Origin of the sequence: Idiomarina xiamenensis 10-D-4 (genome assembly GCF_000299895.1) — a bacterium.
Classification (GTDB): domain Bacteria; phylum Pseudomonadota; class Gammaproteobacteria; order Enterobacterales; family Alteromonadaceae; genus Idiomarina; species Idiomarina xiamenensis.
The window spans coordinates 48,538-71,409 of sequence record NZ_AMRG01000013.1; the positions used below are offsets into that span (position 1 = coordinate 48,538).

Genomic DNA, 22,872 nt, shown 5'->3' on the forward strand with positions numbered 1-22,872 from the left:
ACCCGACGTGCTAGGGATTTAGTGGATAGCAGGTTGGAGAGTGTCGGGGGTAAACAAGAAACTGACGGTTTGACTGACCCGGCTAGCCATTTGTAGGCGCCGTTGGCTACGTGGTGTTAATGCCGATAGCCAACCCACCACAATACCGCTAGTACCGGATAAAATAGCCTGTTCGGTAGCCCACTCGCGTTGCTCTTCATCTCGTGCATGGATCCAGCGAATGCGATTGCGGTTAACCCCCGCCATCACTAAGCGCTCCAACAGTTGTCGCGAAGCACCGACTACCGTAACCCATTTTTGTGACTTGGCTGCTAAATGAACCACCTGTTGCACTAAATGCTCAAATTCGTCGGCTTGATGCATAAGCGACCACTGCTCAGTTAATGGTGCCGTTGCCAGCGGCGAGGGTGCCGCTTGCCAAAGACCGGGGTGACGCGTTTTTGAATAAGATGGCATTGTCATAACCAGGCTCCATTGCGAATGACGCCGACGGCCAAGCCTTCGACGGCAAAAAACTGTTGCGCTAAATCGACACGAATGACATCAAACGTTTCATTTTCGGGGTGCAGCAGCACTTGGCGGCCTTTTTGTTCGAAACGTTTCACCGTGACCTCGTCTTCTACCCGGGCAACGATCACTTGACCATTGCGGGCTTGTTCGGTTTTGTGAACGGCGAGTAAGTCACCGTCCAAAATCCCAATATTTTTCATACTCATGCCATGTACTCTAAGTAGAAAATCGGCATGCGGCTTAAACAGATTTTGATCGACTTGATAATGGCTTTCGACATGTTCCTGCGCCAGTATGGGCTCACCAGCAGCGACTTGACCGATTAAGGGTAAGCCAGACTGCTCCAGCGCGTCAGCTTCGTCAGCGGTCAAGCGAATACCGCGTGACATGCCCGGTAAAATTTCGATGAAACCTTTTTTAGCCAATGCTTTTAAATGTTCTTCAGCGGCATTGGCCGAACGAAAACCAAGTCGTTGAGCAATCTCGGCACGAGTTGGTGGCATACCGGTGGCAACCAGGTTGTCTTTGATAAGCTCTAAGATTTCACTTTGTCTTGGTGTTAACGGACGCATCTCGATACCTGTTTATGTATACAGTATTACTGTGAGTATATACAGGTATTTGTAAATGACAAGTTTTTTATCGAGCTCGGTTAGTTACGCGGATAAACATCCAGTTGCGACAAAAATGCGGTTAAATGCTATGCTAGCGCGGTGCTATTGCTGAGGAGTTTACATGAGCCAGAGTGGTTGGTTTTATCGTATCATCCGTCACCCCATCCGTTGGCTGACGCGCTTTGAGACCATCGTTGATAATGCTGATGAGCAAGCGTTGAGTGAGCTGCGCCAAGCGCAAGTTGTTTATGTGATGCGATCGACGTCAAATGCCGATTTGTCGATTGTGCAGCGCGCAGCTAAGCGTTTGCAACTGCCCGATCCAACCCAGCCACTGTTGATTGGCGGCAAAAAGCACGATCGTGTGATGTTTGTTGAAGAAGCGACAGTCGATGGCTCACAACGTGCGATTCGCGCTTTTGAACAACTGTTACAAGCGCATAAGAACGATACTGAGCTTGATGTTAGAGTGGTGCCGATCGGTGTTTTCTGGGGCCGTACCGCTGGTCAAAAAGGCCGTGCCGGTAATGCCATGGTGGGTGACTTGGATAATCCAGGGCACTGGCGTAAGTTTTGGTTGATCATGTTGTCGGGGCGACAGGTTTTAGTGCGCTTGAGTCGCACCGTATCGTTACAAAGTATGGCTCGGCAACACGGCAGTGACCACAGTTTAGCGCAGAAGTTAGCGCGTGTGGCTCGGGTGCATTTTGCGCGATTACGCTACGCCGTGGCAGGACCTAAACTCGATGACCGCAACGCGGTTATGTCGAGCTTGCTGGATACCCCAGCAATGCAAGCCGCGATCGCCGACGAAGCGCGAGTAAAGAAAATCACGCCTGCCGCTGCTCGTGAACGCGCGCACAGTTATCTTGATGAAATCGCTGCCAACTACAGCGAAACCCTGATTCGCGTGCTGGATCGCTTTATGACATGGATGTGGAGCCGCATCTATAACGGTATCGAGGTTAAAGGCGGTGACCGCATTCGCGAGTTAGCTCAGCGTGGCCACGAAGTGGTTTATATGCCTTGTCATCGCAGTCATATGGATTATTTGCTATTGAGCTATGTGATTTATAAGGAGGGCTTGGTGCCTCCTCATATAGCGGCTGGGGTGAATCTTAACTTTTTCCCGGTGGGCAGTTTGTTCCGTCGCGGTGGTGCATTTTTTATTCGCCGCAGTTTTCGCGGTAATAAGCTGTATTCGACGCTTTTTCGTGAATACCTATGCTGGTTATTCCAACAAGGCTATCCGGTTGAGTTTTTCACCGAGGGCGGGCGTAGTCGCACTGGTCGTTTACTAGCACCAAAGACAGGCATGGTGGCGATGACTGTACAAGGTATGTTACGCGGTCAGCAACGTCCGGTTACCATTGTGCCGGTTTACCTGGGTTATGAACATGTCATGGAAGTTGGCACTTACTTAAAAGAACTTAAGGGTAAGTCTAAAGAAAAAGAGTCGATGTTCCAAGTGCTGGGATCGATTCGTAAATTACGTAACTTTGGTTACGGCTATGTCACCTTTGGTAAGCCAATTAACCTAGGCCAATACCTCGACCAGGCGCAGCCAGATTGGCGCGATGATGTGACCTTGGGAGCGCAAGAGCCGACCCGCCCACGTTGGTTAACGCCGACCGTCAATCGCTTAGCCGAGAGCATCATGCGCAATATCAACGATGCCGCCGCCGCTAACGCGATGAACTTAACCGCCACAGCCTTACTCAGTGCAGACCATCATGCCTTAACCGAGGACGAACTGGTGGCACAACTTGATGTGTATCTGGGTGTACTGCGTGAGGTGCCTTATAGCATGGATTGCCATGTACCTGACAATGATGGTCGTGGGCTTTGGCAACAACTGTCTAAACTGGATAAGTTCAATGTCAGCGAAGATAGCATGGGCAAGGTGATCCGCTTAGATAACCCGAATGCTATCGCGATGACTTACTATCGCAATAATATTGTACATTTGCTGGTGGTGCCGGGTATGTTGGCCAGCTATGCCTTGGCGAAAGGTCGCTTTAGTGAGGCGGAAGCCGTTGATCTACTGCAGCGCATTTACCCGATGTTGCAAGCAGAATTGTTTTTAAGTCACGAGGCCGACGGTCTGCATTTGTGGTTGGCAGCGTTATGCGAGGAGTTCGCGCGACAGCAACTGCTGCAGGGCAATAGTCAGCAATGGCAAGTGCCTGCGCGTGATAGTAAGCGTTATTTTCAGCTTGAATTGTTAGCTCGTTCGGCGAGTGAAACACTGCAACGCTACGCCATTGTGCTGGAACTGTTGCAACAGTCTAAACCGTTGTCGCGCAACGAGCTTGAACAGCATTCAACCACGCTGGCCGAACGTCTAAGTGCGATGCATGGTATCAATGCGCCAGAATTTTTTGATAAGAAAGTCATGAGCACTTTTATTGCAAGCCTTAAACAAGAGCTGCTAATTGAGCTTGATGAAGAGGGCGGCATGCAGCCAAGCGCCGGTGTCGCGAAACTCAGCGACGATATTGATAAGCTGATAGACCCCGCGGTGCTACAAACTATTCGGCAGTCAGTAAAGAGTCTACTAGCACAATAACCGTTGCGACTGCGCTTGCTGAAGCGCCGCTAAAGCAGACCAAGCTTTAGCGGCGTTATGACCAGTAATGCAGTGCCAAACCGATAGTCAACGCCATACCGACATAATGGTTATGCAAAAACATACGGAAGCAGCTATGCGGGTCGCGGTGACGGATATGCCAATGCTGATACAAGAATAGTCCTGCAATCACGACTAAGCTGCCGTATAACGGCCATTTGCCACCCAAATAATGAGCTAAATAAAGCCAGCATAACAGGGTTAATAACTGCAATAAGGCAATGATCAAGCGGTCGTAGCGACCGAATAAGATTGCGGTCGATTTGATACCAATTTTTAAATCATCACGACGGTCAGCCATGGCGTATTCGGTGTCGTACGCCACTGTCCAAAGAATATTGGCGAAGAATAACAGGCCAGCTGACCAACCCAAGCTGGCTTCTTGTGCGGTAAAAGCCATTGGGATGCCGAAGCTAAAAGCCACGCCCAATACCAATTGTGGCAACTGTGTAAAGCGCTTACATAACGGGTACAGTGCTGCGACTGCCAACGCCGCAAAACTTAACTGGATAGTGGCGGTATTCAACTGCAACACCAATAGCAGGGCTAATAGCAACAGCAATAATGTCAGTATTGCCGCTTCTAAAACACTGACTTCTCCGGTCGCTAACGGGCGTTGGCGGGTGCGCTCAACTTGGCCATCAAAGCGGCGGTCGGCAATATCATTGATGACACAGCCCGCCGAGCGCATCAAAAAAGTGCCCAGCATAAAAATCGTAATAATACGTAGATTGGGATCCCCCTGCGCGGCGACAAGAAGTGCAGCGAGGGTTGGCCAAGCTAATAAATAGGTGCCGATGGGGCGGTCGGCGCGCATCAAACGCCAATATGCACTGAGTTTATTCATCGTCGCCTTTTTCCTCTCTACTACTGATTTTGGCTAATTTGCTACTCTACTTATTGCGCTTGATACAACGGGCAAGGGCTCAAAAATATCTCAGCGACTAGACACTGCTGTCCGGCAGCCGAAAAAATACTGCGGCGGCCGAATAAGGCATGATGTCTGCCCGTCAGTTGTGTATTGAGTCTAGCCATCGCCGAATCGGTAGGAAAACGACTGACTTCAATGTCGCTTCGAGTTAAATCGGGCTGGCGGAATAAATGCTCACCGAGCGGATTATCGCCTAACTGTGCTAATCCCAATTGTTCTTCGCCTAATGTCGATTCCGGTAGAATGCTACGCGCAAATACCCAAGGCTGGTTATCGCAACACAGTAACACCTCGCGCACTACCGCGGCATCGGTGACTTGCAGGCTGCGCTGTTCATCAGCAAACAACTGGGCAAATTGTTGACCAATCAAACTGACACGAAATTGCCGACTACGGTGTTTCAGTTTGGCTGTTAACGACTGCGGATCGAGTAACCAGCATTGTTGTTCACGGGATAATTCCATGGTCTCTGCGGGTCGCCACTGAGCTGGACTACCGCAGGGAAATTCAAGGGTGACGTCGCGCATGTTTGCGTGTCTTCCTAACAGCAATGAGCTTTGTCTCTATCATAACAAACATTAGCTAAAATAAAGCATTGTGCTGTAGTTATCGGCTTCAATTAATGCCAAAGCTGGTCGATAACAGATAAGGTCTTTATAATACTCAGCGCCTTAGTGGCTTTGCTAATCATTAAATAGTGGTGAAATTATGACAATTCGTCATGCCTTGACGGGCTTATTCTTGTTGCTAGCGATGGCTGTCGTGCAACCCGTACAGGCGCAAGATAACTACGCCTACTATGGTTTCGAGCCGGATATCACCACCAATTATATTCGCGATGCTGAACAATTTCGTATGGGATATATTCGCGTCGCCATTGAGGTGATGTTGGACGACAATAAGTATATTGATGTGATCGAACACCACTCACCGGTATTACGCGATGCTTTTTTACAAATTTTTAGCACCGCCACCGAACGTCAAATCAAGTCATTAACAGGCCGTGATGAATTGCGCTTGGACTGTTTAGAGAGGGCGCGCGAAATCATGCGGCGCGAAACCGGGCAAGACTTGATCCGCGACGTAATTTTCACCAAATATATTTACCACTAAAGCGCCGTCTGGCGTGGTTTAGGATTGAGTATCCGCACTATCGCACCGGCAATGCAACCGCTAATTAGCCCGGCTAAATGAGCGGTATTAGCGACGTTGACCCAAAGTAAATCGGTATAGCCGATGACTAACCAAATCAATAGGAAACCGATGACCGCGGGGGGTAACCATAATGGCGTGCGGCGGCCAAAACTATATATCCAGAAAAAGCCCAGCAGACCGTAAACGACACCCGATAAACCGCCAAAAAATGGTCCGCCAACATAAAATTGCATGATGTTAGAGCAAATAGCGCTGAACACAAACACGGCGATCAACCACTGGCTGCCTATATAGCGTTCTAAGCGACCGCCTAGATACCACCACCAGAATACGTTAAAGACAATGTGAGTGGCGGAAAAGTGCAACAATGCCGGTGTCAGTAAACGCCAGGGTTGCGACCATTCAACATGATCGAAGTAATCACTGATACGTAAATAGCGAATCACATCGTCCGCCATGGGTGTTTGCATGAGTAGGTAAATCAGCACAGCTACAGCGGCATAGGCAATGGTGAACCAGCCGGCTTGCCGCAACAGGTTGTGCACTAACGATGGTGATTGAGAACGACTATTGGCATTGTCGATGGTGCTTTGAAAACGGCTAGGATCGGCTTTGTACTCGTCTAAAGTGGCTTTGGCTAAGGCGTAGTAACTACTTTCAATGACCCAGATCTCTAGCTGCTCACCGCGTTCGCTGACATTGATAGGAATGCCGCGTTGGTGTAACACTTGGTAAACTTGGTTAACCCACGCTTGATCGCGACTTGCCAACAGCTTTTTCATGATTGACTCTCAACCGCCTCGGGATAATGTTGCGCCCATGCGGTGAAGCCACCATCCATGCTGGCAACATTCTCAAAGCCTTGATTGATCAAATACTGGGCCGCGCCTTGGCTGCTCACGCCGTGATAGCAAACAACGATGACCGCCTGATCGGGGTCAACGTCCTGCATAAAGTCGCTGAAAGTGGCATTGCTTAGCGGTCGCGCACCGGGAATATGGCCCAGTGCGAACGACTGCGGATCACGAATATCGGCGATCACTGCTGCCTCGGCTTGCCAGCTTTGATGCGCTTCGGTCAGACTGATACGACGAAATTCGCTCATGTTTAAGACTCCCAGTTTAATACGACTTTACCCGACTGACCGGAACACATGATATCAAAGCCTTGCTGAAAATCATCGATCGGCAGTTGATGAGTCAATATCGGGCTTAAATCTAGGCCAGATTGCAGCAAACTTGCCATTTTATACCAAGTTTCAAACATCTCACGGCCGTAAATACCTTTGATAACCAGCCCTTTGAAAATGACCTGATTCCAGTCGATGGCGACGTTCTCTGGTGGAATACCCAACATGGCGATTTTGCCGCCGTGGTTCATCGTGGCTAGCATTTGTGAAAACGCCGAGGGTACGCCGGACATTTCTAAGCCAACATCAAAGCCTTCCTTCATTCCCAATTCTTGCATGACGTCGGTGAGTTTTTCTTTGCTGACGTCGACGGTGCGGGTAGCACCCATTTTACTCGCGAGCTGGAGGCGATATTCGTTAACGTCAGTAATCACCACATGGCGAGCACCGACATGACGAGCAACCGCAGCGGCCATAATGCCGATCGGGCCGGCACCGGTGATCAACACGTCTTCGCCGACCAAGTCAAAAGCTAGCGCAGTGTGTACGGCATTGCCAAAGGGGTCAAAAATCGCAGCTAACTCATCGCTAACGTCGTCGGGCAATTTAAAGGCATTTTCTGCAGGAATCACTAAGTATTCAGCGAACGCACCGGGGCGGTTAACGCCCACGCCGACCGTATTGCGGCATAAATGGCGACGTCCGGCACGGCAGTTGCGGCAATGACCGCAAGTAATGTGGCCTTCGCCAGAAACTCGGTCACCGACGCTAAAACCGCGTACGCCATCACCCATAGCGGCGACTTCACCGACATACTCGTGACCGACGACCATGGGGACCGGAATGGTTTTTTGTGACCAATCATCCCATTTGTAAATGTGCACATCGGTACCACAAATCGCGGTTTTTTTGATTTTGATGAGTAGGTCGTTGTAACCGTATTCAGGTTGCTCAACATCGGTCATCCAAATACCGGGTTCGGCATGTAATTTCGCTAAGGCTTTCATGGTGTTCTCCTTAAATCACGCCGAGTTCTTTACCAATACGAATAAACGCATCAATAGCACGGTCTAGCTGTTCGCGGGTATGCGCAGCCGACATTTGCGTACGGATCCGTGCTTTGCCTTTAGGTACTACCGGGAATGAGAAGCCGGTGACATAAATACCCTCGGCTAATAAGCGATCCGCCATCTGCGAAGCCACTTTGGCATCGCCCAACATGACCGGAATAATGGCATGGTCAGCACCGCTAAGGGTAAAGCCAGCAGCGGTCATTTTTTCGCGGAAGTAAGCGGCGTTCTGCCACAGTTGTTGGCGTAGTTTATCGCCCTCAGTCAGCATATCTAATACGCGAATAGACGCTTGTACGATAGCTGGCGCAACCGAATTAGAGAACAAATACGGACGCGAGCGTTGACGCAACCAATCGATGACTTCTTTTTTACCCGAGGTATAACCGCCTGAGGCGCCACCCAACGCTTTGCCCAAGGTGCCGGTGATAATGTCAACGCGACCCAGCACATCGCAATATTCGTGAGTACCGCGACCTTTATCGCCCAAAAAGCCAGTGGCGTGACAGTCATCCATCATCACCAGCGCGTTATATTTTTCGGCTAAGTCACAGATACCCTTTAGATTGGCAATCACGCCGTCCATCGAGAACACACCGTCGGTGGCGATCAATTTGAAACGCGCGCCATCGGCGTCTGCTTGCTGTAATTGCTTTTCCAGCTCCGCCATATCATTATTTTTATAGCGATAACGTTTAGCTTTGCTTAAGCGAATACCATCAATAATGCTGGCATGGTTTAATTCGTCGCTGATGATGGCATCTTCTGGGCCCATCAGGGTCTCGAATAAACCGCCGTTGGCATCAAAGCATGAGGAATAAAGAATGGTATCTTCGGTGCCTAAAAATTCACTCAACTTTTGTTCTAGCGTTTTGTGAATGTTTTGCGTTCCGCAAATAAAGCGTACCGATGCGGTACCAAAACCGTGCTCGTCTAAGCCTTTTTTAGCGGCCTTGACCAATTCTGGATGATTAGCCAAGCCCAAATAGTTGTTGGCGCAAAAGTTTAAAACCGACTCGCCGTTACCCACCTGAATTTCGGCACTTTGTTCGCCCAGAATAATTCGCTCGTTTTTATACAAGCCATCGTTCTTTAATTCTTCAAGCTGCTCGCTTAATTGCTGATAAAAGCCGTTGTTCATTACTGTCTCCATCGTTACTCCTTAATCGACGCTGACGGTCGCTGTGGCGGAGCGTGGGTTAACTGATTTAATGCGCACCATTTTACTGATCATCGGCGGCGTCCGCATCCTCAATTTTTACTTGGCATTTTACCTGCTGTAAGTTTCTGTATACTCTACTGCAGCGAATGACGGAGACCAATATGCACAAACGGGCTATTTATCCAGGCACTTTTGACCCCATTACCAACGGTCACGCCGACTTGATCGAGCGGGCGGCCAATTTGTTTGCCGAAGTATTAGTCGGGGTCGCTGCAAGCCCCAGTAAAAAACCATTATTCGACTTAGATGAGCGCGTGCAACTGGTGCGGGAAGTGACTGCCGATTTACCTAACGTGAGCGTGATTGGATTTTCCGGACTATTGGTTGAGTTTGCTAAGCAGCAGCGTTCGACAGTGCTGATCCGCGGACTGCGCGCGGTGTCAGACTTTGAATATGAATTTCAGTTGGCGAATATGAATCGACGCTTGGCGCCGGGGTTAGAGAGTGTATTCCTGACACCTGCGGAAGAGAATTCGTTTATTTCGTCTTCGTTAGTCAAAGAAGTCGCCTTGCACGGTGGTGACGTCAGTGGTTTTGTCGATACGCGGGTGGCGACAGCGCTCAAGCATAAATTCGCCGAGCGCTGATAGGCGCTGGTTACAGGGCAACGTGCACGAACACCCACAGCATCAATAACGGACATAAGTAGCGCATGTGGCAACGCAGTATACGCATGCGCCAATCTTTTTGTGCGAGTTCGCGCAAACGATTGCCACGTTGCCAAAACCATCCCACCACTAAAAAGTAAAAAACTCCCGACAGCGGTAATTGGAATTCCGTGATCAAACTCACTGCGGCGCCAAATAATGGGTCAAAAAATACGATCAGCAAGACCGCTAGCAGGGCGATAGCCGCCATCACTCGCCAAGTTGCTTGATGCCGTTTTAGGCCATGTTGTTCGAGTAAATAGGCAACGGGTACCTCGGCCGTCGCAATCGTGGAGGTCAGCGCGGCGATACTCAGTAAGGCAAAAAAGGCAAAGCCCAGCCATTGGCCACTATCGCCCATTTGCGCAAACAATTGCGGCAATACCCCAAAAATTAACTGTCCCTCAGCCACCAACTGTCCCTGCTCGGCGACGCTTAAACCTTGCGCCATAGCTACATAAAGTGCAGGAATAATGAGCAGCCCGGCAAGCAATGCAACGACAGTATCTAATGCCGCGACCGATAGGCTCAAACGGCCCAAGTTCGCGCCCGGCCGTAAGTAAGAGCCGTAAATCATCATGCCGCCTAAGCCGATAGACAGGGAAAAAAACGCTTGTCCCATCGCCGAAACAAATAGCTCACTTTGTTGCCAGTGACTAAAATCGGGGATGAGATAATGTTTAAAGCCTGCCATCGCACCGGGGAGGGTGGCGATGTATCCGATCAGGCCCAGCAGTAATATCAGTAATAATGGCATCAGTCGCCGCGAGGTTTGCTCGATACCCCGTTCCACCCCACGCGTAATGACGACACCGGTAGCGACAATGAATAGGCCGGTGAAAGTTAAATCGCGTAGTAGTGAGCCTTCACTTAGCCAATCGGCTGCTGCGTTCAAGCCAAAAGCGGAGCACAACGCCGCTAAACCGTGTGCCACCATCCAGCCGGCGACGATGTGGTAAAAGCTCAACATGAGCAAGGCACCGACCACGTTGAGCCGGCCCAAACCCGCGCCCCACGGGCTGCTACGACCTTGGCAAAGCTTTTTTAGCGCGCCAACGGGATTAGCTTGTCCTGCGTGGCCAATGAGTAATTCGGCGTATAGCGCGGGCACCGCAAGAATCAGTACCACGGCTAAATAAACAATGAGAAAAGCGGCACCACCGTGATTGGCGACTTGAGTCGGAAAGCCCCAGATATTACCCAGACCAATGGCTGAGCCGGCGGCAGCTAGAATAAAACCAAGACGGCTGTGAAAGGATTCGCGCATAATTATCTTTGCTAAAAATTTGCGCGCCATTCTAACCAATAACCGTCGTTTCACTCTATCTTTTTTGTTCATTTCACGGTAATATTCGCGCCCAATTTTTAACCGAAAAGAATGCGTTCCAACCCATTCATTGCATGATGTATTTTCAGGAGCCAGCACAATGACCGATCTGGATTTAAGCCAATACGGCATCACAGACGTCACGGAAATTGTTCATAATCCCTCTTACGAACAACTTTTTGAAGAAGAAACCCGCACCGACCTACACGGTTACGAAAAAGGCACAGTGACCGACTTGGGCGCAGTGGCGGTTGACACTGGTATCTTTACTGGCCGTTCGCCAAAAGATAAATACATCGTTCGAGATGAAACTACTGCCGACACCGTGTGGTGGTCTGATCAAGGTAAGAACGACAATAAAGCAATTGATCAAGCGACTTGGACGTCGTTAAAAGGCTTAGTTGCCGAGCAGCTTTCTCATAAACGTTTGTTCGTTGTTGATACCTATTGCGGCGCTAATGAAGACACGCGTTTAGCGGTGCGCTTTATTACCGAAGTTGCATGGCAAGCGCATTTCGTCAAAAACATGTTCATCCGTCCTTCAAGCGACGAACTGGCACAGTTCGAGCCAGACTTTGTAGTCATGAATGGCGCTAAGTGCATAAATCCTGATTGGCAAGCTCAAGGCCTGAACTCAGAAAACTTTGTAGCTTTTAATCTGACCGAGAAAGTGCAGCTGATTGGTGGTACCTGGTACGGCGGTGAAATGAAAAAAGGTATGTTCTCGATGATGAACTACTTTTTACCATTGCAAGGTATCGCCTCAATGCATTGCTCGGCGAATGTCGGCGAAGCCGGTGATGTCGCTATTTTCTTTGGGCTATCAGGCACCGGTAAAACGACCCTGTCTACCGACCCTAAACGCGCGCTGATTGGCGATGACGAGCACGGCTGGGATGATGATGGCGTGTTTAACTTCGAGGGTGGTTGTTACGCGAAAACCATCAATTTGTCGAAAGAAGCCGAACCAGATATTTATAACGCGATTCGCCGCGATGCCTTATTAGAAAATGTCACCGTTGACGACGCTGGCGTGGTCGACTTTGACGATGGTTCGAAAACCGAAAATACTCGCGTTTCTTATCCGATTTATCACATCGATAATATTGTTAAGCCGGTATCGAAAGCCGGTCACGCGAAAAAAGTTATCTTTTTGACTGCTGATGCGTTTGGTGTATTGCCACCGGTTTCTAAGTTGACTAAAGAACAAACTAAATATCACTTCTTATCGGGCTTTACCGCTAAATTGGCGGGTACCGAGCGTGGTATTACCGAGCCGACACCAACCTTCTCGAGCTGTTTTGGCGCGGCTTTCCTGAGCCTGCATCCAACTCAATACGCTGAAGTATTGGTGAAGCGTATGGAAGCCGCTGGCGCTGAGGCGTACTTAGTTAATACCGGTTGGAATGGCACGGGTAAACGCATTTCAATTAAGGCGACTCGAGCCATCATTGATGCCATTTTAGACGGCAGCATTGAACAAGCCGAGTTTGTTAATTTGCCGTACTTCAATTTATCTATGCCGACCGCGTTAGCTGGCGTAGAAGATAGCGACATCCTAGACCCGCGCAATACTTATGACGATTTAACCGATTGGGATTTAAAAGCCAAAGACTTGGCTGCGCGTTTTGTGGCGAATTTCGAGAAATTCACCGACAACGCAGACGGTCAGTCCCTCGTAGCGGCAGGTCCACAACTAGAATCGTAAGTTGTAAATAAAACTTACAATTGTTAGGCCTTGTAACATTGTTGCAAGGCCTTTTTGTTTTTATGATAGCGCCTGTTTTTATTCACAGGGCTGACACATGACAATTCAAGTGACCAATGTGGTCAAACGATACGCTACCGTAACCGCGGTTGATCACGTATCGCTGCAGGTCGAGCAGGGCCAAATTCTCGCTTTATTAGGACCCAATGGTGCTGGTAAGTCGTCGTTAGTACGGATGTTGGTTGGATTGACGCAACCCGATAGCGGTGAGTTAACGGTGCTAACGCCGGGGCGTTTCGGTTATCTACCCGAGGATCGAGGTTTATATCAAGATCGTAGTATCATCGATAACCTCAACTACATCGCCAAGCTACGCGATTTAGATAGCGCCCAGGCGCAGCAATCGATAGAGCAATGGTTAGCGCACTTTTCACTGAGTGATCGTAAGAAAGAGCCGATGCGGCAACTGTCCAAAGGTAATCAGCAGAAGGTACAGCTGATTGCTACGCTGATGCATGATCCCGACGTGGTGATCCTAGATGAACCGTTCTCCGGTTTAGACCCGGTCAATCAGGAAATTGTGTTGCAAGTACTCACGCAGTTGCGTGAGGCTGGTAAAACGGTGCTACTCAGTGCCCATCAAATGGCTCTAGTCGAGCGCTTGGCCGATAGCCTGGTGCTGATGAATCATGGCAAGGTACTGGCGCAAGGTTCGTTGTCGCAAGTGCGGCAACAACTCAAACCGGTGCCTCAACTATTGCTCAGTTGTGCCGAGCCCATTGATTTAAGCCAGCAGCAAAAACCCGCCGGTGTTAGCCAGTGGCAGCCTGTTGATACCGATCCAAAACAGCTTTATTTGACGCTACATGCTGAGGTTGACCGCCACCAATTACTGCAGCAATTGGTCGCGCAGTTGCCGGTTGTCGCCTTGCAAGAGGTGCAACAAAACCTGCATGAACTGTATTTGCAAGCGGTTAAACAACAGGAGCAATCATCATGAGTGCTATGAAAAATATGCGTACCGTTGCCCTGTGGGAGTTCAAACGGTTCTTTAAGTGGAAGCAGGAAATTATTTCGTTAGCTATCTTCTTGATCACTTTTTTGGTGGTTAGCTTTTGGGGCACTATTAACGCCGTGTTGGACCATGCCAAGCAGGTGGCGGTTGTCAGCGATAGCGGTGAAACCGTGGCGCTGGGTGAACTACAAGGCTTCGAGCTGCGCCAAGGTGGGCGAGTCGAGTTAGCAAAATGGCAGCAAGGCGAGCTTAGCGACGACTTGGATGCCGTGGTCATCATTCATGAAGACCTGAGCGCGACCTTGATCAGCGCCAAAGAGAAGAGCTGGATGGTGGATCTGAAAGCGGCGGTTAGCGCTTATATTCGTCAGCAAAAGTTGGATCAGTTACCGTTGAGTGCTGAACAAATCGCTGCGCTTGATGCCAAGCCGGTCATCAACACGCGGTGGTTAGATGCTGGCGAAAATGATAATAGTCGCGGATTGGCTGGCGCTGTCGGCTTTATCATTCTCGGTGCGGTGGTCATGTCACTGATGGCTGGTTTTGGCTTAATGATGATGTCGATAACCGCAGAAAAGCAGCAGCGAGTGACCGAGCAGTTGTTGACGTTAATGACTCCACAAACCTGGATGGACGGCAAAATCTTAGGTATTACCCTGCATGGGATTAAAGCCATTTGCACCATGGGCGCCTTCGTTGGCTTGATTATTGTCGGGGTAGCGGTGATAGGTGGTGAAGGATTTCCCGAGCTGTCGATTAATCTTTGGCTCATCGTTAATGTGATTGTCTTTCTGCTGTTGGGGTTATTACTTAATAACGCCATGTTGGCCGGTTTTTCTGCCACCATTGATGATCCTAACCACTCCTCCCGTGCAAGTATTATGATGTTGCCGGTATTACCCGTCGGTTTATGCTTTACCTTGGTCGAAACACCGGACAGCGTATTGGCGCAAATCATGAGCTTGTTGCCTATCAGCTCGTTTGCGATGATGCCGATTCGTTTGGTCAGCGGCGATGTACCTTGGTGGCAATGGGCATTGAGCCTGGCCTTGTTAGTGGGTTTTTTAGTGGCGGTGCGCAACGCGGCCGGGCGCTTGTTCGCCATGGGCATTAATATGTACGGTAAAGAACCCAAATGGGGCGACATTGGCCGCGCCATTCTGGGTAAAAATCAGTCATAACGACATATGAATGCATAGCCCGCGCATTGACCGCGGGCTATGTATGTCTATGCGGCGATGATTTAACGCTTACAGTTGCTCGGCATGAGGCAGTTCATGCGGTGGTTTGTCCTTAGCTTGCTGTACTAAGAAGTTATCCATCCAACGCATGAGTCGCATGCTGTAGTCCAACTGCGCTGCGACTTTACGGTTACCATGGCCTTCGCCAGGATATAGAACTAAGCGTACTGGCACTTGTCCGCGAGTTTTCATATAACGATATAGCTCCATCGACTGGCTAGGATGCACGCGAGTATCTTCTTTACCGTGTAGGATCAACAGTGGCGTTTGGGTATCGGCGGTATGGTAAATTGGGCTGCGCTCCAAATACCATTGCCACTTATCCCATGGATAGCTGCGCGCATGCACCGCGTGCATCTCTTTGGCGATATCGGTGGTGCCAAATTTGGACAGGTTATCGCTAATGCCAACAAACATGACGCTAGCGGCAAAGTGCTCGGTCAACGCCGTGGCTCCCCAAGCCGATGCATAACCACCATAAGAGCCGCCAGTAATGCCGACGCGTTTATCATCGACCAGGCCCTCTTGCACTAAATAGTCTTTACCATCGACTAAATCGTCAAACTCTTTGCCAGCGTAATCGTTTTGACCCAGTTTAGAAAAGGCCACACCACGGCCCGTGCTGCCTCGGTAATTGGGGAAGAATAGTGCATAGCCTCGTTGCGCCGCATATTTTACCGGGCTGCTGTAACTATCTAACCAGCCATTACTGTAATGTGACTCGGGACCGCCGTGCACGACCATGATCAACGGGTAACGCTGACCTTGCTGATAGTCTGTGGGATACACCACGATGCCCTGAATTGATTGTCCATCTCTGGCCTTATACTCAATACTGGCTTGCTGCGGCATGTCGATGTCGCTAAGCCAAGGGTTGGAGTCGGTTAAGCGCTTAAGCTGTCCACTAACCAACGCAAAGGCTTCGCGCGGGTGTTCAGCACGGTGTCCAATCAGGTTGATGACGGCACCATTAGCAGATACCTCAAGGTCGGTAAAAATGGCTTCGCCGGCAGGCACTAAGGTGCGGTTTTCGAGAAAAGTCAGCGTTAACGCTTGTACTTCAGATTCAGTACCTCGATGGCCCAGCCAAACTAACTCATCGCTGGCACGCCAGGCAAAATCAACGACCTGTCCCTGATAGTCTGGCAGCACATCGCGCATATCGTCACTGCGCGAGTCATACACGCGTAAACGTCCTGCCGCTGGATCGTTATAGTCCGCAGCGCTGATCATGGCTAAATAGCGACCGTCTGGTGAGAACGCGGCGGCGCCCAGTTTGCCGTCGCTGGCGTAAGTTTTTTGCTGTTCACCGGTTAAGCTAATCAACTCGTACCGACTGCTCATATAATTGTCGTCAATAAGCGCGGTCGGCGCAGTACGAATTAATAATGCTTGACCATTCGGATGAAAGGCCACCGATAATACCTGTCGATCACTCACTAAGGTTTTAACATCGGCACTTGTCGGAGGCTGGTCACCGCTTAAGCTTAATAAATAAAGCTCGGTAAAACGATTATCTTCCTCGTAGACCTCGGCTTTAAAACCCTTTTTAGCTAGAGTTTTGGCATTATCGTCAGCAGCAGCTGTAGCACGAAAGGCAACATACTGGCCATCGTTACTGAGGGCATAACTGGCGATGCTGGCATCGTGTTGAAACACGCGCTGCGCTTCACCACCGTTGACTGCAATACGATACAGTTGGCGTTGTTTGTCAGCGCCGCGTTTAGTCAAAAAATAAAGCCAGTTACCAGCCGCATCAAATTGCACTTGAGAGACATTGACGGCGCCGCTGATAAAGGCCTTTTCTTGACCATCACGGTTAACCAAATAAAGCTCGCTATAATCGCTACCGTCGTCATCGACATAGGGCTGCCGTGGTTGGTTTTTTATAACCGCAGTCCATTGTCCGTCGGCAGAACTAGCGATGGCTTGCACATAATTAACGCTAACCGTCTCTTGTAAACTGATGTCGCGTGCCTGAGCGGTGCTCAGTAAGCTGCTGGCAGCGAGGCCTAACGCCATCGCTGCTAACCACTTACGTAGTCGCTGTGGGGTAGCCTTAGTTTGCATGTTTCGACCCTTATTGTTATTGAACTGCTTGCAATACTAGCAATAAATGGCGCTTTTAAACACGACGTGTGGCTTCTGCGCCGCGAGCGACAATGCGGACTTGTTGAATAGTGTCTTCGGTAATTTTTTGGCGCGCTTCGTTGTCGACGTCTAAACAGTCGGCGCCGGCACTAAACACAATGCGCACGATGGCATCGGCTTGTAATTCGGCAATGGCGCTAGTGAACCCTTGTTCGTCGACGAGGTAGTCGATCAACTCCGCTTTAAAGTGTGATACTTCGCGCGCCACGGCTAAGCGAAAATCGCGGGAAGTGCCGGAGCGCTCTTGCAGTAATAGGCGAAAAATCGCTTTATGGTCATGTACAAACTGCATAAAGGTTTCTACCGACACGCGAATGATCGAGCCCCCCTTAGCAATTTGTTGTCGCGCCTGACGCAGCAGTTGACGTAAGGCAAGGCCACTTTCGTCGACCAAGGTCAGGCCGAGTTCTTCCATGTTACGAAAGTGACGGTAAAACGACGTCGGAGCAATACCCGCCTCGCGCGCGACTTCGCGCAGACTTAAGCTGGCAAAACCGGTTTCTGCGCTGAGTTGGTTCATTGCCGCGCTGATCAGCATACGTCGGGTTTTCTCTTTTTGCTTCGCGCGAACGCCAGCCATAAAACAATCCCTGTGATATCAGTATGTCGGCCAGTTTAGCACAAAGTTTCGACAGCTCACGCTTGAGTTTTACCCTCGAACAGGGTAGATTCGGCGAACACGTGTTCGCTCACGTGTTATTATGTTTACCTTGTCGTGTTTTAACAGGTTATTTTATGAAAAAACCGCCACTGATTTGGCTTAATGTCATTTTGTTTACCGTCACCTTTTTGCTGGCGGTTTTGGTTACCCCTTGGTATGGCTTCAGCCATGGCCTATCCGCCGGTTTATGGTGGGCAATGCTGGCAACGGTTCTGTTTGCTGGCTTATCGATCACCGCAGGTTATCACCGCTTATGGTCGCATCGCGCCTATGATGCGCATCCGATTGTTCGGGTGTTGTGGATGATAGGCGGTACGCTGGCATTACAAAACAGCATTTTACATTGGGCTTCTGATCACCGCGAGCACCACAAACACGTCGATCACGATGACCACGACCCTTATTCGGCCAGCCGTGGCTTTTGGTTTTCGCACATTGGTTGGATGCTACGTCATTACCAAGCCAACCGTTATCATGATTACGGCAACGTCAAAGACTTACAGAAAGATCCGATTGTCATGTTTCAGCACCGCTACTATTTGCCGTTGGTGTTGGTATTAAACTTTGGTTGGCCGCTGCTCATTGGCTGGCTACTAAACGATGTGGTTGGTGCGTTATTGCTGGTAGGTGTTGTGCGTATTGTCATCAATCATCATACGACCTTTTTCATCAATTCTTTAGCGCATATCTGGGGTGGGCAACCCTATACCGACCGCAACAGTGCACGTGACAACGGCTTTTTGGCGTTATTGACCTATGGCGAAGGCTATCATAATTACCACCACATTTTTTCGAACGACTATCGTAACGGTATTCGCTGGTGGCAGTTTGATCCGACTAAATGGTTAATTCGGGCATGTTCTTGGTTGGGCTTAGCCAGCAACCTGAAACGCTGCTCCGGTTATCAAATCGAAAAAGCCAAGCTAACCATGCAGTTTAAGCGCTATCAGGCTCGTTACGAAGCCAAACAGCCAACCACTTCACAGGTCGTTCTGGAGCGCTTACAGCACGACTACGAGCAAGTACTACAAAAATTGAAAGCTTACTACCAAGCACGCAAAGTGTTGTTAGATAGCAAAACGGCACGTTTGCGTGATCATGTACACGCCGACATCGACCAGCTTAAACATCAAGCTCAAGAGTTGCGTAGTGCCTTTCAGTTGCATCGCAAACGCTGGCGCGCAGCGTTAGCTGAACAACTGGCTTAATTCTCATCAGGCGGCAATCAATTGCCGCCTTTTTATTGATCGATACCGATTTTTGTTCAATAATTACCCAATTAGACGTTAGTCATTAAAAGGTTGGGGCTGTTATGGACATTTCAGGGGCGATTAATACTGCCGTGATTGGTATGGAGCGCAGCAGTCAGCAGGTTTCGCAAGCGAGTACTGAGATTGCTCAAGCGCCGGTGCGCGATGCCGAGCGGCAGCAGCGTATTAATGCCGGTGGCACCGAAACCGCAACACAAACACCGAGCGAGAGTGAACAGAGCGTGAATGCCAATGCCAGCGTCACCGACGCCTTGGTCGATTTAAACGTGGGCAAGAATGTGTTTCAGGCGAATGGCCGTGTATTAGAAAGCGCCGATGAAATGCTCGGCACATTAATCGATACCACCGCATAACTCCCTGCCTGGTTGCTATGAACATCACCACGGCACTGCCTAACATTCCATTTCCGCCAGCTCCGGCGGCGGAAGCCGTGCGTAAAGATAATCAACAACGTGAGCTGGTGCGTCAGCCCAGCGCCAATCAATCGTCGCAAGATAGCTTGCAAGGTGATAAGCAAGCTGAACCTCAGGCTGCAGGCGTCGCTAGCAATGCTAAAGCGCGTGGTCGGGAAGATGTCGAACGGGATGCTCGGGGTCGTTTAAGCGAGCGCAATGGTGCGGCTGAGCAACAACTTAGCGACGAAGAGTTGCAGCAGTTGCAAGACTTGCAAAGTCGTGACCGTGAGGTGCGTGTGCATGAGCAAGCGCATGCGGCGGTAGGTGGTCAGCACGCGGGATCTCCCAGTTACAGCTATGAGCGAGGGCCCGACGGTAAGTCTTATGCAACGGCTGGTGAAGTGCCGATTGATGTCTCTGTGGTGGCGAATGATCCACAAGCTACCATTCAAAAGATGCAGCAGGTGCAACGTGCTGCGTTAGCGCCCGCGCAACCCTCTGCCGCAGATCGGGCGATTGCCGCTGATGCGGCGATGAAGCTTAATCAGGCACGAGCCGAGTTAGCGCAATCGTCAGCGCCGCAGAGCCAGCAACAAACGCAAGATGAAACATCGGCTAGCAGTACTGATGAAACTGACCAGACCAGCGCTACGGCGAAAGCGACCGCGCGAAGCGATAACCTGAGCGATGCTGACAATCCGTTTATGCGACAAGCTGCCGATGTTGTCGCCCGCAGTGAGCGTATCGCAACGCACTATCAAGCAAGTTCGCGAGCGAGCGAAAACGCATTTAGCGCTTTCGCCTAACTCGCGCTGTCAAACCGTTAACCTTTTTTGGCTTTAGCAAAGGCTTCTGCAAAGGCGTTACCCATTGCCGCATTGCCGGGTTGTTGACGGGCTGGGCGTGAGCCTTTTGCCGTACTCGATTTTTGTGACTTAGCAGGCGCCGCTGATTGACCCCCATTATGAGCTTCACGCTTACGGTGGTTGTGAGCCGTCGACGGCGCCGTACCCACCTCGTCGTGTAAGCGCATGGTTAAGCCAATACGTTGGCGTGCTAAATCAACTTCAACCACTTTCACGTTAACGATATCTCCGGCTTTTACCACCTGCCGTGGATCCGAGACAAAGGTGTCGGATAGCGCAGAAATGTGCACTAAGCCATCCTGGTGCACACCGACATCGACAAAAGCACCAAAGTTAGTGACGTTAGTCACCACGCCCTCTAAACGCATACCGGGCTGTAAGTCGCTGACTTTATCGACACCCTCTTTAAAATTAGCCGTTTTAAATTCAGGGCGGGGGTCACGTCCGGGTTTTTCTAATTCACGCAGAATATCGCGAATGGTCAGCAAACCAAATTGTTCATCAACAAATTGCTGGGCATCGATTTGCTTGATACGGTCGGCATTACCGATTAAATCTGCCACGGCACAGCCCTGCGCAGTAGCCATTTTTTCCACCAGTGGATAAGCCTCGGGATGCACTGCTGAGCTATCTAGCGGCTGTTGTCCCTGATTGATGCGTAAGAAGCCGGCAGCTTGTTCAAACGACTTCGGTCCCATACGACTAACATCCAGCAATTGCTGGCGTTTCGTAAACGCGCCCTGCTGATCTCGGTGAGTCACGATATTCTTCGCCAGCGTCTTACTGAGACCCGCGACACGAGCTAATAACGCCACCGAGGCGGTATTCAAATCGACGCCAACGGCGTTAACGCAGTCTTCGACCACCGCATCTAGGCTTTGCGCCAACTGCGTTTGACTGACATCATGCTGATACTGGCCTACACCAATCGATTTTGGCTCAATTTTAACCAGTTCTGACAACGGGTCTTGTAGTCGCCGCGCAATGGAAACCGCACCGCGTAATGACACGTCTAATTCCGGAAATTCTTGGGCAGCCAATTCTGACGCTGAATAAACCGAGGCGCCGGCTTCGTTAACGATAACTTTATTAGCCTTGACGTCGGTGTCAGCCTTGAGCATCTCGGCGACCATTTTATCGGTCTCGCGTGAGAAAGTACCGTTACCGATGCTAATCAGTTCGACCTTATGTTGCTTGCACATGCCCGCTAGCGTGCGCTTAGCTTTATCCATTTGGTTTTGCGGCTGGAACGGAAACACGGTCGTGGTATCTAATACTTTGCCGGTACTATCAACAACCGCGACTTTAACTCCGCTGCGTACGCCAGGGTCCAGCCCCATGGTGGTTTTAGCTCCAGCAGGTGCTGCCATCAGCAAATCTTTTAGATTATTGGCAAACACCTTAATCGCGTCGGTTTCCGCGCGTTCCCGGACGCTAGCCATCAACTCGGTTTCCATGTGCATAAGAATCTTTACTCGCCAACTCCATTGCACCACTTGTTGTAACCACGCATCGGCGGGTCGTTGTTGGTCACGGATTTGGTAATGCTCGGCAATCAGGGTTTCGCCGTAGCTAGTGCGAATACTATCGTCTTGACCCGGGTCGGCGTCTAGGTTTAGTTGTAAGACGCCCTCGTTACGGCCGCGGAACAGTGCTAGTGCGCGATGCGAGGGAATTTTATGTAGCGCCTCGCTAAATTCGAAGTAGTCGCGGAACTTTGCACCTTCGGTTTCTTTGCCTTTTGCCACTTGGCTGACAATATGGCCTTGACGCCATAAATAGTCGCGCACCTTTTTGAGTAAATCAGCATCTTCGGCGAACCGTTCCATGAGAATAAAGCGGGCGCCTTCGAGCGCCGCTTTGCTGTCATTAATTCCGTGTTCGCTATTTAAATAGTCATTGGCAAGCTGCTCCGGGTCTAACTGCGGATCTTGATAGAGCGCATCGGCTAACGGTTGCAAACCGGCCTCGATAGCTATTTGTCCGCGTGTACGACGCTTTGGTTTGTACGGTAAGTACAAATCTTCCAGTTCGGTTTTTGCTTCGCAGGTTTCAATTTTTTGGCGTAGTTCGGCACTGAGTTTACCCTGCTCATCAATGCTGCGCAGGATGACTTGTTTACGCTCATCAAGTTCACGCAAATAGCTCAAGCGTTGCGCTAACTGGCGTAATTGAGTGTCGTCTAAAGCACCCGTTAGTTCTTTTCGGTAGCGCGCGATAAAAGGCACAGTGGCACCGTCATCGAGTAATTTGATGGTGGCGTCAACTTGTTGCGGTTTTACCTGTAATTCGGCGGCAATGCGCTGACTTAACTGCATCATGCGAAGTCT

21 protein-coding genes are annotated in these 22,872 nt (G+C 50.1%); 9 read left to right on the top strand and 12 right to left on the bottom strand.

Features of this window, described 5'->3' with window-relative positions; all coding sequences use genetic code 11:
* Nucleotides 1-18 precede the first annotated feature (18 nt).
* Nucleotides 19-462 (bottom strand): SOS-response cell division inhibitor, encoded by a 444-nt coding sequence (locus A10D4_RS10400; protein ID WP_008489425.1) that lies wholly within the window; start codon nucleotides 460-462, stop codon nucleotides 19-21.
* Nucleotides 459-1,082 carry a transcriptional repressor LexA gene (gene lexA, locus A10D4_RS10405; protein ID WP_008489426.1) on the bottom strand — a complete coding sequence of 208 codons (624 nt, stop codon included), beginning with the start codon at nucleotides 1,080-1,082 and terminating at the stop codon, nucleotides 459-461. Before lexA ends, A10D4_RS10400 begins: the two co-directional genes overlap by 4 nt.
* 163 nt (nucleotides 1,083-1,245) lie before the next feature.
* Here lexA and plsB point away from each other — a divergent pair, with 163 nt between their 5' ends.
* Complete coding sequence (gene plsB, locus A10D4_RS10410; RefSeq protein WP_008489427.1) at nucleotides 1,246-3,693, top strand: glycerol-3-phosphate 1-O-acyltransferase PlsB; 2,448 nt, start codon at nucleotides 1,246-1,248, stop codon at nucleotides 3,691-3,693.
* A gap of 55 nt (nucleotides 3,694-3,748) precedes the next feature.
* Here the strand turns inward: plsB and ubiA are convergent, their stop codons facing one another.
* Both ubiA and A10D4_RS10420 read right to left on the bottom strand, forming a co-directional pair.
* Nucleotides 3,749-4,600 carry a 4-hydroxybenzoate octaprenyltransferase gene (gene ubiA / locus A10D4_RS10415; protein WP_008489428.1) on the bottom strand — a complete coding sequence of 284 codons (852 nt, stop codon included), beginning with the start codon at nucleotides 4,598-4,600 and terminating at the stop codon, nucleotides 3,749-3,751.
* A gap of 50 nt (nucleotides 4,601-4,650) precedes the next feature.
* Complete coding sequence (locus tag A10D4_RS10420) at nucleotides 4,651-5,211, bottom strand: chorismate--pyruvate lyase family protein (protein ID WP_008489429.1); 561 nt, start codon at nucleotides 5,209-5,211, stop codon at nucleotides 4,651-4,653.
* Nucleotides 5,212-5,392: 181 nt separating this feature from the next.
* On the opposite strand from A10D4_RS10420, the gene A10D4_RS10425 reads away from it, so the two are divergent.
* The gene (locus tag A10D4_RS10425) at nucleotides 5,393-5,797 is read left to right on the top strand and encodes a flagellar basal body-associated FliL family protein (protein ID WP_008489430.1); all 405 of its coding nucleotides are present in this window, start codon (nucleotides 5,393-5,395) and stop codon (nucleotides 5,795-5,797) included.
* On the opposite strand, the gene A10D4_RS10430 is transcribed toward A10D4_RS10425, so the two are convergent.
* Genes A10D4_RS10430 through A10D4_RS10445 form a run of 4 tightly spaced genes read right to left on the bottom strand, consistent with a single transcriptional unit; the run spans nucleotide 5,794 to nucleotide 9,179 of the window.
* Nucleotides 5,794-6,621: a rhomboid family intramembrane serine protease gene (locus A10D4_RS10430; RefSeq protein WP_008489431.1), complete on the bottom strand. Its 828-nt coding sequence runs from the start codon at nucleotides 6,619-6,621 to the stop codon at nucleotides 5,794-5,796. The two genes, A10D4_RS10425 and A10D4_RS10430, sit on opposite strands and share 4 nt — an antisense overlap.
* Entirely contained in the window at nucleotides 6,618-6,944 is a 327-nt protein-coding gene (gene glpE / locus A10D4_RS10435; protein ID WP_008489433.1) for a thiosulfate sulfurtransferase GlpE, read from the bottom strand. Before glpE ends, A10D4_RS10430 begins: the two co-directional genes overlap by 4 nt.
* Before the next feature lie 2 nt (nucleotides 6,945-6,946).
* The gene (tdh, locus tag A10D4_RS10440; protein ID WP_008489434.1) at nucleotides 6,947-7,975 is read right to left on the bottom strand and encodes an L-threonine 3-dehydrogenase; all 1,029 of its coding nucleotides are present in this window, start codon (nucleotides 7,973-7,975) and stop codon (nucleotides 6,947-6,949) included.
* A gap of 10 nt (nucleotides 7,976-7,985) precedes the next feature.
* On the bottom strand, nucleotides 7,986-9,179 hold the full coding sequence (locus tag A10D4_RS10445; protein ID WP_008489435.1) for a glycine C-acetyltransferase: 1,194 nt from the start codon (nucleotides 9,177-9,179) through the stop codon (nucleotides 7,986-7,988).
* Nucleotides 9,180-9,361: 182 nt separating this feature from the next.
* Here A10D4_RS10445 and coaD point away from each other — a divergent pair, with 182 nt between their 5' ends.
* A complete protein-coding gene (gene coaD / locus A10D4_RS10450) occupies nucleotides 9,362-9,847 on the top strand; it encodes a pantetheine-phosphate adenylyltransferase (protein ID WP_008489436.1) in 486 nt (161 codons plus the stop codon).
* 10 nt (nucleotides 9,848-9,857) lie between these two features.
* Here the strand turns inward: coaD and A10D4_RS10455 are convergent, their stop codons facing one another.
* A complete protein-coding gene (locus A10D4_RS10455; RefSeq protein WP_040502874.1) occupies nucleotides 9,858-11,174 on the bottom strand; it encodes a sodium-dependent transporter in 1,317 nt (438 codons plus the stop codon).
* Between the two features lie 160 nt (nucleotides 11,175-11,334).
* Here A10D4_RS10455 and pckA point away from each other — a divergent pair, with 160 nt between their 5' ends.
* From pckA to A10D4_RS10470, 3 genes are all read left to right on the top strand, one after another.
* Nucleotides 11,335-12,942, top strand: coding sequence for a phosphoenolpyruvate carboxykinase (ATP) (gene pckA / locus A10D4_RS10460; protein ID WP_008489438.1), 1,608 nt, complete (start codon nucleotides 11,335-11,337; stop codon nucleotides 12,940-12,942).
* A 97-nt stretch (nucleotides 12,943-13,039) separates the two neighbouring features.
* On the top strand, nucleotides 13,040-13,942 hold the full coding sequence (locus A10D4_RS10465; RefSeq protein ID WP_008489440.1) for an ABC transporter ATP-binding protein: 903 nt from the start codon (nucleotides 13,040-13,042) through the stop codon (nucleotides 13,940-13,942).
* Nucleotides 13,939-15,138, top strand: coding sequence for an ABC transporter permease (locus A10D4_RS10470; RefSeq protein WP_008489442.1), 1,200 nt, complete (start codon nucleotides 13,939-13,941; stop codon nucleotides 15,136-15,138). The genes A10D4_RS10465 and A10D4_RS10470 overlap by 4 nt, the downstream gene beginning before the upstream one ends.
* Nucleotides 15,139-15,207: 69 nt before the next feature.
* Here A10D4_RS10470 and A10D4_RS10475 read toward each other — a convergent pair whose 3' ends face one another.
* Nucleotides 15,208-17,268, bottom strand: a complete 2,061-nt coding sequence (locus tag A10D4_RS10475) for a S9 family peptidase (protein ID WP_008489443.1) — start codon at nucleotides 17,266-17,268, stop codon at nucleotides 15,208-15,210.
* A 55-nt stretch (nucleotides 17,269-17,323) separates the two neighbouring features.
* Nucleotides 17,324-17,929 carry an HTH-type transcriptional repressor FabR gene (gene fabR / locus A10D4_RS10480; RefSeq protein ID WP_008489444.1) on the bottom strand — a complete coding sequence of 202 codons (606 nt, stop codon included), beginning with the start codon at nucleotides 17,927-17,929 and terminating at the stop codon, nucleotides 17,324-17,326.
* Nucleotides 17,930-18,084: 155 nt separating this feature from the next.
* Between fabR and A10D4_RS10485 the strand changes: the two genes are divergently transcribed.
* The 3 genes from A10D4_RS10485 (at nucleotide 18,085) to A10D4_RS10495 (ending at nucleotide 20,482) form a co-directional block, all read left to right on the top strand.
* Complete coding sequence (locus A10D4_RS10485) at nucleotides 18,085-19,218, top strand: acyl-CoA desaturase (protein WP_040502876.1); 1,134 nt, start codon at nucleotides 18,085-18,087, stop codon at nucleotides 19,216-19,218.
* Between the two features lie 104 nt (nucleotides 19,219-19,322).
* Nucleotides 19,323-19,634, top strand: a complete 312-nt coding sequence (locus A10D4_RS10490) for a flagellar basal body rod C-terminal domain-containing protein (protein WP_008489446.1) — start codon at nucleotides 19,323-19,325, stop codon at nucleotides 19,632-19,634.
* 17 nt (nucleotides 19,635-19,651) lie between these two features.
* Nucleotides 19,652-20,482, top strand: coding sequence for a putative metalloprotease CJM1_0395 family protein (locus tag A10D4_RS10495; RefSeq protein WP_008489447.1), 831 nt, complete (start codon nucleotides 19,652-19,654; stop codon nucleotides 20,480-20,482).
* A gap of 17 nt (nucleotides 20,483-20,499) precedes the next feature.
* Here the strand turns inward: A10D4_RS10495 and A10D4_RS10500 are convergent, their stop codons facing one another.
* The gene (locus A10D4_RS10500; RefSeq protein ID WP_008489448.1) at nucleotides 20,500-22,863 is read right to left on the bottom strand and encodes a Tex family protein; all 2,364 of its coding nucleotides are present in this window, start codon (nucleotides 22,861-22,863) and stop codon (nucleotides 20,500-20,502) included.
* Nucleotides 22,864-22,872: the final 9 nt, after the last annotated feature.